Below are 12,110 nucleotides of genomic sequence, written 5' to 3'. Positions count from 1 at the left end.
AGTTTTGTTATTTTGCGGGTGCAGCCGGAGCGGCTGGCGCCGCGCCTTCTGCCGGCTTGGCAGGGGCTGCACCTTCGGCCGGCTTGGCGGGCGCGTTCTCGGCCGAGGCGCCGGGCGCCGGCAGCGGCTTCGGATTGTCCGACAGCGTGCGCAGATAGGCGATGACGTTGGCGCGGTCCTCATCCTTCGGCAGGCCGGCGAAACCCATCGCGGTGCCCTTCACGAACTTCTTCGGCGAGGTGATGAAGTGGTTGAGGTTGTCGTAGGTCCACTTCTCGCTGCCGCCCTTGGAGAACTCCTTCATGCCGGCAGAATAGGCAAAGCCCTCATGCTCGGCGACCGGACGGTCGATGATGTCCCACAGATCGGGGCCCACCTTGTTGGGGCCGCCCTTTTCGCCGGAATGACAGGCCTGGCATTTCTTGAAGACGGCGGCGCCCGCTTCGGCGTTGGCGGTGGTCAGCAGCTCGGCGATCGGCTTGGCCTCCGCGGCGGGAGCGGCCGGGCCGCCTTCGGCAGGCTCGGTCGCCTCGATGGCAAAGCCGGGCTTTTCCGGCGCCGGCGAGGCAAACAGCGCGTCGGACACGATGCCAACGGAAAAGACAATGAACACCGTGCCGAGGAAAGCGGCGAGCAGCTTGTTGACTTCGTTGGAATCCATACGCCCCAGGCTCCCTTTTCCGGCGGACCGATCCGTCCACTCCGTCCGTCGGTATCGTGAACCACCCTGCGAGGCGGTCAAATCGCGCGGAAACTAGGTCTTTTGCTCCGGCGTTGCAACACCTATAAGGGCGCTGCCAGTGAGACCTTTTGCCACTTTTGTCCTCCTCTTTTTCGAGCCCCTGCCCGCCTCATGTCCACCCTCATCCTGATCCCGGCCCGCATGGCCTCGACCCGCCTGCCGGGCAAGCCGCTGGCCAACATCGCCGGCACTCCGATGATCGTCCACGTCGCCCGCCGTGCTGCCGAGGCCGGGCTCGGCCGGGTCGTCGTCGCCACCGATACGCAAGGCGTTGCGGAGGCGGTGCGCGCGCATGGTTTCGAGGCGGTGATGACACGGGCGGACCACGAAACCGGCTCCGACCGCATCTTCGAAGCGCTGACCATTCTCGACCCTGGCAACAGCGTCGAGACCATCGTCAATGTGCAGGGCGATCTGCCGACCATCGAGCCCCTTGTTATCGGCGCCGCGCTGAAGCCTTTCGAGAACGCAGCGGTCGACATCGCCACGCTCTGCGTCGAGATCGTCCGCGACGAGGAAAAGACCAATCCGAACGTCGTCAAGCTGGTCGGCTCGCCACTCTCGGCGACGCGGCTCAGGGCGCTCTATTTCACCCGCGCCACCGCCCCCTGGGGCGAAGGCCCGCTCTACCATCATATCGGCCTCTATGCCTATCGCCGCGCCGCACTCGAACGCTTCGTTGCGTTGAGGCCGTCGCCGCTGGAGCGCCGCGAGCGGCTGGAGCAGTTGCGGGCGCTCGAGGCCGGCATGCGCATTGATGCGGAGATCGTGCAGTCGGTGCCGCTTGGCGTCGATACGCCGGACGATCTCGAACGCGCCAGGGCACTCCTTTCCAACTAAGAAATTCTTCCCCCAATTCCCGAGACTCTGCGCATGCCTGAAAAGACCAACAAAATATCCTTCCAGGGCGAGCCGGGCGCCAATTCCGACACCGCCTGCCGCAACATGTTCCCGTCGATGGAGCCGTTGCCGTGCCCGACTTTCGAGGACGCCTTCAACGCGGTCGAGACCGGCAAGGCCGATCTGGCGATGATCCCGATCGAGAACACCATTGCCGGCCGCGTCGCCGACATCCATCACCTCTTGCCGGAATCGAAGCTGCACATCATCGGCGAATATTTCCTGCCGATCCACTTCCAGCTGATGGTGTTGCCCGGCGTCAGGCGCGACGAGATCAGGACCGTGCACAGCCACATCCACGCGCTCGGCCAATGCCGCAAATACATCCGCAAGAACGGCTGGAAGGCGACGGTTGCCGGCGACACGGCGGGCGCCGCCAAGATGGTCGCCGCGATGAAGGACCGCACCATGGCCGCGCTGGCGCCGGCGCTGGCCTCGACCCTCTACGGGCTCGACATCATCGAAGAGAATGTCGAGGACACCGACAGCAACGTCACCCGCTTCGTCGTGCTGACAAAGAACAAGCAATGGGCCGAACGCCCCTCGGCCGACGCCAAGATGATGACGACCTTCATCTTCCGCGTCCGCAACGTGCCGGCGGCGCTCTACAAGGCGATGGGCGGCTTCGCCACCAACGGCATCAACATGACCAAGCTGGAAAGCTACCAACTCGGCGCGTTTACGGCGACGCTGTTCTACGCCGACATAGAGGGCCATCCCGACGACCCGCTGGTGAAGCTGGCGCTCGACGAGCTCGCCTTCTTCTCGCGCGAAATGCGCATTCTCGGCGTCTACCCCGCCAGTGCCTCGCGCGAGCAATGGAAGGTGGCGGATTAGGGTCCGGTCAGGTCAGGCTGAGCTTGTTCTGCTTGGCCGGCTTGCCGCATTCGCGGCGGCTGATCGACCGGCTCATGGCGTCGATCTTGCCGCTTGCCTGGTCGGCGTCACGTTTGGCTTTTGAGCGCATGTCCGGCGTGAACGGGCCGAAGCCCGTCGCCGGGTTGGAGAAGGACGGCTTGGCGTCCACCGGCAAATGATATTGCTGCGCCAGGCCGTTTCGTTGCGCCAGCAATTGGTCGCAAGGCACCTTGTCATATAGCAGCGAGGACTGGACGTTTTCGTCCTGCCGTTCGGACATCGAATTGCCGACGCAGCCGGCCATCGCCAGGCAAGATGCCAAGACCATCATGTTCCAGCGCATGAACGTGCTCCTTGTCTTTCGCAGCTGCCACTCTCCTGTGCAGCGGCAGGAGTCTTAGCCAGATTTTACGCTGCCGGAAAGCAAGCTTGCCAGTACGGCAAGCCCTTCGACCGGTTCGCGGCGATCCTGCCGGATAATCGTTGCCTGCAGCGACAGGACCGAAAAGCCGTTGGCGTCCAGAACCCGCTCTACATAGCTTTGCGAATGCGCATAGCGGCGCGACGGCTGCAAGGCGAAATCGCCGCTGCCAGATAGGTCGCCGCCGGAGAGCGTCTCGACGGAGAACGCAAACAGACCGCCGCCGGCAAGCATTCCGGCAATCTTGGTCACCACCTTGTCGAGTGCGCCGAGATAGATGAACACATCTGCCGCCGTCACCAGATCGGCTTTCGGGCCTGAATAGCAAAAATCCTGCAGGTCCGTCTTGACGAGCAGATCGTAGACGCCTTTGGCGCGCGCCTGCCTCAGCATGCCGGCCGAGATGTCGTAACCCTCCAGCCGATCGGCGATCGGCCGCAGTCTCTGGCCCATGAGGCCGGTGCCGCAGCCGAGATCGAGCACCAGCGAAAACCGGCCCGGCCGTGCTGCCCGGATGGCTCGGTCGAGACATTCGGGCAGACGATAGCCTAGCCTGTCGACCAGCTCACCCTCGAAGCTTCCGGCATAGTGGTCGTACAGCGTCTCGACAAAGGCGCTGGGCGGCGCCTGGGCGGCCGCTGCCTTGCCGATCAATTGCAGCTTGAGCACCGCGCCGAGCCTGTCCGCCGGGTCCAGCCGCAGTGCCGTCGTCCAGGCCTGCGCGGCGAGATCGGGCGCGCCCGCCGCCTCCTGCATCTCACCGAGGCGGAACCAGCCGGCCGGCCATTGCGGCGCCAGTTCGAGCGCGCCGAGCAGCAATTCCGACGCTGCCGCATGATCGCCGGACGCATGGAGCATTTCGGCATAGTCGGCGCGGCGGTCGGCGGTCGGATCGCCGGACGAAGTCTGGAGCGGTTTCATGGCGATCAGGTTCCGCCGGTGTTTTGCGGCCGGCCTGCGCTCTATGCTGGAGTCAGCAGTGACTTACAACAGGCTTCCCGCGCCGGAATTAGCGCCTATCTTGGGGCCATGCGCGCCAGCGACCTGCTTCATCCCCGGCCGGAAGGGCTGTATTGCCCGCCCGGCGATTTCTTCATCGACCCGGTGCGGCCGGTCAACCGGGCGCTGATCACACATGGCCATTCCGACCATGCCCGCCCCGGCCACCGCTCGGTGATGGCGACGCAGCAGACGCTCGACATCATGGGGCTGCGCTACGGCGAAGATTTTGCCGGAACGACGCAAGCCGCCGTGCTCGGCGAGACGATCACGCTCGACGGCGTCACCGTCAGCTTTCACCCGGCTGGCCATGTGCTGGGCTCGGCGCAGATCAAGGTCGCGCATCAGGGCACATGCATCGTCGCGTCCGGCGACTATAAGCGCCAGAAGGACGCGACCTGCGAGCCGTTCGAGCCACTCAAATGCGACGTCTTCATCACCGAGGCGACGTTCGGCCTGCCGGTGTTCCGCCATCCGCCCGATAGCGAAGAGATCGCCCGGTTGCTGAAATCGACCGAGCAGTTTCCCGAACGCACGCATCTGGTCGGCGCCTATGCGCTTGGCAAGGCGCAGCGCGTCATGCGCCTGCTGCGCGATGCCGGCTACGAAAAGCCGATCTACATCCATGGCGCGCTGGCCAAGCTCAGCGAGTATTTCCAGAGCCAGGACATCGATCTCGGCACACTGGAACCGGCGACCGTCGAGAGCGGCGCGAAAAGCGACTTTGCCGGCGCCATCGTCGTCGGCCCGCCATCCGCGTTCGCCGATCGCTGGGCGCGGCGTTTTCCCGATCCGATGTCGTGCTTCGCCTCAGGCTGGATGCGCATCCGCCAGCGCGCCAAACAGGGCGGCGTCGAGCTGCCGCTGATCATCTCCGATCACTCCGACTGGGACGAGCTGACAGCGACGATCAAGGAGACCGGCGCCGAGGAAATCTGGGTGACGCATGGCCGCGAGGAGGCGCTGGTGCGCTGGTGCGAACTCGAAGGCATCGCCGCCAGGCCGCTGCATCTGGTTGGCTATGAGGACGAGGGCGATTGATGGTGGAAATCGCCGGTATGGCGTTCTGTCGCGCCCCCCTCTGGCCTGCCGGCCATCTCCCCCACGAGGGGGGAGATCGGCAGCTTTGGCGCCGCGCTCGTTCCCTCAACGCTGGAGATTGGCGAAACCAGTGGCGACATCCAATCTCCCCCCTCGTGGGGGAGATGTCCGGCAGGACAGAGGGGGGCGCGAAGGATCGCAAGCTTCCCCCCTTGGCGCTCCTCCCATGAACCGCTTCGCCGAGCTTCTCGACCGGCTGGTGCTGACGCCGTCGCGCAACGGCAAGCTGACGCTTTTGACCGATTATTTCCGCAGCGTCGAGGATCCTGACCGCGGGCTGGCGCTGGCGGCCATCACCGGCGATCTGTCCATCGCCGCGGTCAAGCCGGCGATGCTGCGCACGCTGGTCGTCGAGCGCATGGATCCGGTGCTGTTCGGCTATTCCTACGACTATGTCGGCGACCTGGCCGAGACCGTGTCGCTGGTCTGGCCGCAAGCGCCGGTCGACATTGCGAACCACGAGCCGACGCTGGCCGAAGTGGTGGCGAAGCTGCAGGCGGCGAGCCGTTCGGACGGGCCTCAGGTGCTGGCCCGGCTGCTCGACAGCGCCAGCACTTCGGCGCGCTTTGCCATCATAAAGCTGGTCACCGGCGGCCTGCGCATCGGCGTCTCGGCGCGGCTGGCCAAGCAGGCGCTCGCTGATTTCGGCAGGGTCGACATCGCCGAAATCGAGGAACTCTGGCACGGCCTGACGCCGCCCTATATCGCGCTGTTCGCCTGGCTGGAGGGTAAAGCGGAAAAACCCAGGAAGACGGCGCTGGCGCTGTTCAGGCCGGTGATGCTGTCGAATGCCGTCGGTGACGGCGACCTCGAAAAGCTCGACCCGGCCGACTACGCGGCCGAATGGAAATGGGACGGCATCCGCGTCCAGGCGGTTTGCGAAGGCGGCATTCGCCGGCTCTATTCGCGCACCGGTGACGATGTCTCCGGCGCCTTTCCCGATCTTGCTGAGGCGATGGATTTTTCCGGCGCCCTCGACGGCGAGCTTTTGGTCGGAGACCCCAGGCAGGCGACGGGCACGTTCTCGGACCTGCAGCAGCGGCTGAACCGCAAGAGCGTGTCACCCAAGATCCAGCAGCAATACCCGGCCTTCATGCGCTGCTACGATGCGCTGCAGATCGGCGACGAGGATGTGCGCGGACTTCCCTTCCGCGAACGGCGCGGCCGGCTCGAGGCCTTTGTGAGGACACTCGATCCGAGCCGCTTCGATCTGTCGCCGCTGGTCGAATTCACCAACTGGCAGGCGCTGGAGGAATTGCGCCGCAAGCCGCTGCATCCGGTCATCGAAGGCGTCATGCTGAAGCGCTGGGATTCGCCTTATGTGGCCGGGCGGCCGAAGGGCCCCTGGTTCAAATGGAAGCGCGATCCGCACACGGTCGACGCCGTACTGATGTATGCCCAGCGCGGCCACGGCAAGCGCTCGAGCTTCTATTCCGATTATACATTCGGCGTCTGGTCCGGGCCGGAAGGATCGGAAGAGCTGGTGCCGGTGGGAAAAGCCTATTTCGGCTTCACCGACGAAGAACTGAGGCAGATCGACAAATATGTCCGCGACAACACGATCGAGCGCTTTGGCCCGGTGCGCTCAGTGCGTGCCGACCGCAGACAAGGCCTCGTACTGGAGGTGGCATTCGAAGGGCTCAACCGCTCGACGCGGCACAAATCGGGCGTCGCCATGCGCTTCCCCCGCATTTCACGATTGCGCTGGGACAAGCCGGCGGCCGAAGCCGACCGCATCGAGACGCTGCAGGCGCTGCTCGACAGTTAACTTAAGGAAGGACTGAAACGCGGATCTCGTAGATGTCGACCGACTTGCCCTGCTTGTCGAAGTCGGAATTGATGGCGATGGTGCCGGCAGCGCCCGGACGCTTGTCGGGAAGGCGCACGTCGAACAGATATTCATTGCGCTCGCGACCGACCGCATAGCGCTTGCGGCCACAGTCGCCGAGTTCGCCGAAATTGCAGTCGACGGAAATCTGCGTCTCCTGCCCCTCCTCGGAGCGTGCGATGATGTCGAATGTGGCATGCTTGCCGGCGATCCTCTCCAGCACGCCTTGCCCGACGTCGAAGCTGATGGCCGAGCCGGATGCGCCCGAGCGGATGCGCAGGAAGGAACCGCTTTCGTCCTGGACAACGTCGGCCTTGGCGTCCGACGGCGCATTGACCTGCGTCGGGTCGCCCGGCGAAAACACGTTGATCCAGTCGCGCGCCTGGTCCTCCTCGCCCTGCTTTGGCGGCGAAGCGGTGTCATCCGGCGTGAAATCGTCGCCGTCGACCGTTGGCGGCACTTCCGGCGGCGCCGTGTCGAGTTCGGTTGCCGATTTGAAGACGCCGGTCTGGTTGGCGAAATAAAGGCCGATGCCGGCGGCTGCGAGCAGCGTCACACCGAGGAAGATCGCGGTCAAAGGCAGGCGGCGCCGCCTCGCCCGCCGGTCGTCGCGGTCGGGCGTCACTTCCGCATCGTCGGTTTCGACGTCGGCTTCGGTCGGAGCCGAGGCCCCCATGTCGATCACCGGCACTTCGGCAACAGGTGCATCGGGCATGATGTCGGGGACGACCGGCAGGACGCGCGACCGGGGCGCATCGGATTCGGGCGGCTGCGCCGGACCGTCAACGACGACATCGGACGACGGCACGGGCTCGGCTTCGGTTTCGGTTTCAGCTGGAGGCTCCACCGCCGGTGCTGTCTCCAAACTGTCGGTCGGCGCGGCGACATCGGGAACCGCCGGCAGGAATTCCGATTCGATTTCGGTGATCTTGGCCTGGACCGCCTTGCGGCGCTTGATGGCGACCTCCACGGTGACGTTTGGATTGGCCTGCAGGGCACGGTCGAGTGCCGCGAAAGCCGATCGATAGACCCGCTCGCGAAACGCCCGGTCGTCGGCATTGCCTTTCTCGAAGGCATTGCGGATCGCTTTTTCGATCGCGTCCAAGCAAATTCCCTCTGCAATTTCATTCACATTGTCATGATCGTTAGCCGCAGGCGACCAATCAATCAACAAGCGAGCGGCCGCATTCTGCCTTGCCGAGGGGTGCAAAGCTCATTTCGGCGGTTTTCGGTAAAGGAATCAACATTTTTCGCTGCTTTTCCGGTCACGACGCCAACGTGGCGGTCGCGCGGCCTGCTGGTGCGGCATCGCGCGACCTAGGCGGATCGGCGCGGCTGCTGCCCTTGCGCCCGGCCTCGGACCGATACGAATTGCCAAGCCTCGTCCTTGAATTCGCTGCTGCCATCTTGAATTCAACGCTACCATCTTGAATTAAACGCTGGTTGCGTCTATCACCCAGCCGATCTTGGAAGCACGGCTTCCCGGGCCGCTTTAGCTCAGTTGGTAGAGCACATCATTCGTAATGATGGGGTCAGGTGTTCGAGTCACCTAAGCGGCACCAAACGATTTACCCGCGCGCCTCCTTCAACCAGCGCTCAGCCGAGTGGAAAGGCCGACGCCGCCGAGACGAGGGCGAGCATTGCCAGCACGACCCCCGCCGCCCGGCAGATGACCCGATGATGCCGCATCGCGGCAGCGCGCACGACCGGACGCGAAAGGGCGACGGCCAGAAATCCGTACCAGCCAATGTCGATGATGGCGACGATGGCCGCGACCATCAGCATCTCGTTCGAATTCCGGATCGGCAGCATCAGCCCCATGAAGGCGACGGCAAAGAAAGTGGCGGTTTCAGGCGAGAGAATGCTGATGAGAAACCCGCCGGCAAACAATCCGGCCTGTCGTCTCTGAGGCTCGTCGCCGACGGCCGGCGGCGCCGTTCTGGCGATGCGCAGGGCCATCCAGCCAAGGACCGCCGCACCAGCGATCTTGACCGCCGGCACCGACAGCGACCCGGAAAGATGAACGGCGCCCAATGCCACCAGGACCGCCAGCACGGCGGTTCCGGCGCCGATCCCGGCCACGAGCGGAACCGTCCTGCCAAAGCCGTGCAGGGAGGCAAGGCTGCCGGTCGCGAGCCCGATCGGGCCTGGCGTGATCATGATCACCGTATATGCCGCCAGGAATTGCAGCATGGCCGTCGACGGCAGAAGCGAATTTGACATTGCAGCCTCCCGTTTGTGGCGTCGATCACAGAGCGGCGAGGAATTCCGTCGCGCCCCAGCCGCCGGACGCCGGCGGCGGTTCCCCGCACCGCCGCCGTTGCCCGCCTTCTCCCCCGGATCGTGAAGGCGTCGTGGTGTTGGGAGGTCCATCCACGCTGCGAGCAGAAGCCTACGCGGAGCGGCGGGCATGCAAATCGGTACCGCCACCCATTTTTAGGCGGTCGATTTCCCAGTTTTCGCGGAGATTTCGCTGCGGGAACTACCCAGAGCCTGTTCCATCCCGACAGAATCAGCTGGAATCATGGTCCCGTCTGGTGCGGTTCCAACGGATGGGTGCCCGTCAGGAGCCACGGCTCGCCGCGCAGCCGCAGGAGGATTTCCATACGGTTTGCGGCGTTGAGCTTGCCGAGCAGCGAGGAGACGTGATGCTCGATCGTGCGGGGCGAGCGCGACAAATGTCGCGCGACTTCCTTGTTGCTGATGCCCTGGGCGATCAGGGCGAGCACCTTCTGCTCGTGCTGTGTCAGGCCGAGCGGATGGCGACGGGCCGCCGCATAGGGTCCGCGCTGCACCTTCGGCAGCAGGCCTGACAGGCCCTGACGCTGCGCGAGCTTGCGCGCCAGCGCTGCGGCCGCGGGCGCGTCGATCTCGTCCAGCATCGCCACGGCGCGAGCGAGCGCCGTTCCGGCATCCGCCCCACGAACCTGCATGAGGGCAAGTGCTGCCTCGTAGGGCAGCGAGAAACGCGTCCACTCCGCCGCGGCGGCCTGCGGGTCGCCGACAAGCTCGGCGGACCAGGGCGACGGTATGGGCGCCGATAGCGCCGGCAGCGATCCGGGCATTCCGCATCGACGCCACCAGACCGACAATTCGCCAAGGTCCCTGGGGCGGAAATTGTCGAGGTTCATGGCCGCCAGCTCGGTAAGCTGCGCGTGGCCGGCGCCGATATCCTCGGCAAGCCAGGCCGCCTCCGTCAGCGCCAGGCGAACCGGGACGATACGCTGCGGCTCGCCGGTCGTCTGCCCCTCCGCAAAGGCCCGCTGCAAAAGGTCGACGCCGTCGGTCTCGCCCAGCCTTACGCGGACCGTGCCAAGCACGGTGAGCGCCGGCAAGTGCATCACCATCGGCAGGCGCTCCACATTCATGACGCCCTGAGCGATGGTTGCGGCCTCGCGAAACCGGCCCTGTTCCATGCAAAGCTGCGCCTGCCGGCCGAGCAGGTATTGCGCCGCCGAATCGAGGTCGTGCCTGGTGCAGAATGCGATGCCTTCGGCCAGCAGCCGCTCCGCCAGCTCGAAGTCCTTGGCCACCACCGCGCATTCCGCAAAGTTCGTATAGGCCCGCGCCGCATGGTCGTGGAGCCCGTGCTCGAGCGCCAGGGCAAGGCTTTCCTCCAGCCGCTCACGGCCGCCGGGACGGTCGGCGAACATGAGCGCGGTGCCGACATTGTTGAGGGCGTGAACGCGCGTCTCGACCTCACCCAGCCGATCGGCCAGGCTGATCGCGCGCTCGCCCCATTCGATCGCCTCGTCGAAACGATAGTGCAGCATATGGAGCTGCGAGCGTGTGCTGTAGGCCATTGCCACTTCGGGACCCGGCGGCAGGCCTTCCACTTCATGCACGGCCTGGTCGGCATACTCTTCCGCCTGCGGGCCTTCGCCGCGCCGCCAGTGCAGCCGCGACAGCCAGCGCAAATTGAGCCCTATCTTGTCGACCCGGTCCAGCTGCCGCCAGATGGCGATGGCGCGATGCCGGGCCTCGATGATGGCATCATAGACAAGCAGTGCCAGGCCGGCCTCGTAGGCCCAGTCCTCGTGCAACTGCGCGGCCAGTTCCGGCGGGGCTTGGTCGACATATCTGAGTGCGGTCGCCAGATGCGAGGCCGCCTCCCGGTGCGCGCCCAGGCGGGCGGCCTGCCGGGCGGCGAGCGGCGCGAGTTCGAGCACGCGTTCGCCATTGTCGGCGCCACCGGCGTGATGGACGCGGCGCGAAAGCAGAGCGCTTGCCTGCGACGCCGGAACTTCCGAGAGTGCCGCTTCGACCTTGGAATGAAGCAAACGTTGCAGAGAGGGGGAGAGCCGGTCGAGCGTCGCTTCCCTGGCAAGCTCGTGGCGAAATGTCAGCGCGCCCTGATCGTCCCGCCGCAGCAATCCACGGTCGACGCATCGATCCACGAGCGCTTCGGTCTCGTCCCCGAGAAGGGCCCGGATCAGCCACGGCTCAACGCTGCCCGGCATGATGCTCATGACCTCCAGCACGTCGCGCTCTCCAGGCGTCAGGCGCGACAGGCGGGACCACACCGCGTCGCGTATGGAATCGGGCACGCGCGCCGATTCGGTCTCGCTGCTGGACAGGAGCTCGGTAACGAAGAAGGGATTGCCCTCAGTAATGCGGTAAAGCCCGTCGGCGGAACGGCCGGCCTGTTCGGCCAGCATCGTAACCGCCTGGGGAGACAGCGGTTTAAGCGTCACGCGGCGTACGGAGGCGGCGGGAAGATCGCCGAGCACGTGGGTCAGCGGGTGATCGGCGTTCAAGTCCTCTCTGCGCATGCTGAGCACCAGCATGGTGCGGAGCAGGGAGACGCGGCGACCGAGATATCTTACGAGGTCGAGCGTCGCATTATCCGCCCAATGCATGTCCTCGAAGATGAGCACGGTCGTGCCCTTGGCGCGCTGCAGCGCGTTCAGCAATGCCGGGAAAAGCCGCTCCGGGGCTGCGGTCTCCTCAAGCAGCGCTGCCACGCGCGGGTCGAGCAAGTGCGCCATGTCCTGGAGAGGGCCCAATGGACGCGGCGTGAAGAGCGCCTCGCACCAGCCCCACAGCACCCGGCAGTCCCGGTCGGCGTTTTCCGCGAATTCGCGCAGCAGAGAGGTCTTGCCTAGGCCCGCCTCGCCATGCACCAGCACGGTCCCGCCATGTCCGGCAGCAGCTCTCTCGGCCGCGGCCAACAAAGCTCCAAGTGGGTCCTCTCGCTCAAGCAGCATCAAACCCGCGCCTCCAGAACATTGAAGGTACAACAGTAGGCAATGAGTGCAACA

General features: G+C 65.2%; 10 protein-coding genes and 1 tRNA gene. 5 read left to right on the top strand and 6 right to left on the bottom strand.

The window, feature by feature from the left end; genetic code table 11:
- Positions 1 to 7: 7 nt before the first annotated feature.
- On the bottom strand, positions 8 to 661 hold the full coding sequence (locus NKJ09_RS20190) for a c-type cytochrome (RefSeq protein WP_352483264.1): 654 nt from the start codon (positions 659 to 661) through the stop codon (positions 8 to 10).
- A 192-nt stretch (positions 662 to 853) separates the two neighbouring features.
- Here NKJ09_RS20190 and NKJ09_RS20185 point away from each other — a divergent pair, with 192 nt between their 5' ends.
- Complete coding sequence (locus NKJ09_RS20185; protein ID WP_352493745.1) at positions 854 to 1,582, top strand: 3-deoxy-manno-octulosonate cytidylyltransferase; 729 nt, start codon at positions 854 to 856, stop codon at positions 1,580 to 1,582.
- Positions 1,583 to 1,615: 33 nt separating this feature from the next.
- Positions 1,616 to 2,479, top strand: coding sequence for a prephenate dehydratase (locus tag NKJ09_RS20180; RefSeq protein WP_352483265.1), 864 nt, complete (start codon positions 1,616 to 1,618; stop codon positions 2,477 to 2,479).
- 7 nt (positions 2,480 to 2,486) lie between these two features.
- Here the strand turns inward: NKJ09_RS20180 and NKJ09_RS20175 are convergent, their stop codons facing one another.
- Positions 2,487 to 2,843, bottom strand: coding sequence for a hypothetical protein (locus NKJ09_RS20175; RefSeq protein ID WP_352483266.1), 357 nt, complete (start codon positions 2,841 to 2,843; stop codon positions 2,487 to 2,489).
- Between the two features lie 54 nt (positions 2,844 to 2,897).
- A complete protein-coding gene (locus NKJ09_RS20170) occupies positions 2,898 to 3,842 on the bottom strand; it encodes a class I SAM-dependent methyltransferase (RefSeq protein ID WP_352483267.1) in 945 nt (314 codons plus the stop codon).
- A 108-nt stretch (positions 3,843 to 3,950) separates the two neighbouring features.
- Here NKJ09_RS20170 and NKJ09_RS20165 point away from each other — a divergent pair, with 108 nt between their 5' ends.
- A complete protein-coding gene (locus NKJ09_RS20165) occupies positions 3,951 to 4,961 on the top strand; it encodes a ligase-associated DNA damage response exonuclease (protein WP_352483268.1) in 1,011 nt (336 codons plus the stop codon).
- A 226-nt stretch (positions 4,962 to 5,187) separates the two neighbouring features.
- On the top strand, positions 5,188 to 6,789 hold the full coding sequence (locus NKJ09_RS20160) for a cisplatin damage response ATP-dependent DNA ligase (protein WP_352483269.1): 1,602 nt from the start codon (positions 5,188 to 5,190) through the stop codon (positions 6,787 to 6,789).
- Between the two features lies 1 nt (position 6,790).
- Here NKJ09_RS20160 and NKJ09_RS20155 read toward each other — a convergent pair whose 3' ends face one another.
- Positions 6,791 to 7,954, bottom strand: a complete 1,164-nt coding sequence (locus tag NKJ09_RS20155; protein WP_352483270.1) for a hypothetical protein — start codon at positions 7,952 to 7,954, stop codon at positions 6,791 to 6,793.
- Between the two features lie 381 nt (positions 7,955 to 8,335).
- Between NKJ09_RS20155 and NKJ09_RS20150 the strand changes: the two genes are divergently transcribed.
- Positions 8,336 to 8,411, top strand: a tRNA-Thr gene (locus NKJ09_RS20150).
- A gap of 34 nt (positions 8,412 to 8,445) precedes the next feature.
- Here the strand turns inward: NKJ09_RS20150 and NKJ09_RS20145 are convergent.
- Positions 8,446 to 9,072, bottom strand: coding sequence for a LysE family translocator (locus tag NKJ09_RS20145; protein ID WP_352483271.1), 627 nt, complete (start codon positions 9,070 to 9,072; stop codon positions 8,446 to 8,448).
- Between the two features lie 299 nt (positions 9,073 to 9,371).
- The gene (locus NKJ09_RS20140; RefSeq protein ID WP_352483272.1) at positions 9,372 to 12,056 is read right to left on the bottom strand and encodes an ATP-binding protein; all 2,685 of its coding nucleotides are present in this window, start codon (positions 12,054 to 12,056) and stop codon (positions 9,372 to 9,374) included.
- Between the last annotated feature and the right edge of the window lie 54 nt (positions 12,057 to 12,110).

The organism is Mesorhizobium sp. M0189 (assembly GCF_040322135.1).
Taxonomy (GTDB): domain Bacteria; phylum Pseudomonadota; class Alphaproteobacteria; order Rhizobiales; family Rhizobiaceae; genus Mesorhizobium.
Note: the sequence above shows the minus strand (reverse complement) of the source record. Positions and strands in the feature narration are given on the sequence as shown.

Excerpts from the sequence above, each read along its gene's own strand:
- NKJ09_RS20170 (WP_352483267.1), bottom strand. The coding sequence starts at position 3,842 with ATGAAACCGCTCCAGACTTCGTCCGGCGATCCGACCGCCGACCGCCGC.
- NKJ09_RS20180 (WP_352483265.1), top strand. The coding sequence starts at position 1,616 with ATGCCTGAAAAGACCAACAAAATATCCTTCCAGGGCGAGCCGGGCGCC.
- NKJ09_RS20165 (WP_352483268.1), top strand. The coding sequence starts at position 3,951 with ATGCGCGCCAGCGACCTGCTTCATCCCCGGCCGGAAGGGCTGTATTGC.
- NKJ09_RS20175 (WP_352483266.1), bottom strand. The coding sequence starts at position 2,843 with ATGCGCTGGAACATGATGGTCTTGGCATCTTGCCTGGCGATGGCCGGC.
- NKJ09_RS20145 (WP_352483271.1), bottom strand. The coding sequence starts at position 9,072 with ATGTCAAATTCGCTTCTGCCGTCGACGGCCATGCTGCAATTCCTGGCG.
- NKJ09_RS20185 (WP_352493745.1), top strand. The coding sequence starts at position 854 with ATGTCCACCCTCATCCTGATCCCGGCCCGCATGGCCTCGACCCGCCTG.
- NKJ09_RS20140 (WP_352483272.1), bottom strand. The coding sequence starts at position 12,056 with ATGCTGCTTGAGCGAGAGGACCCACTTGGAGCTTTGTTGGCCGCGGCC.
- NKJ09_RS20160 (WP_352483269.1), top strand. The coding sequence starts at position 5,188 with ATGAACCGCTTCGCCGAGCTTCTCGACCGGCTGGTGCTGACGCCGTCG.
- NKJ09_RS20190 (WP_352483264.1), bottom strand. The coding sequence starts at position 661 with ATGGATTCCAACGAAGTCAACAAGCTGCTCGCCGCTTTCCTCGGCACG.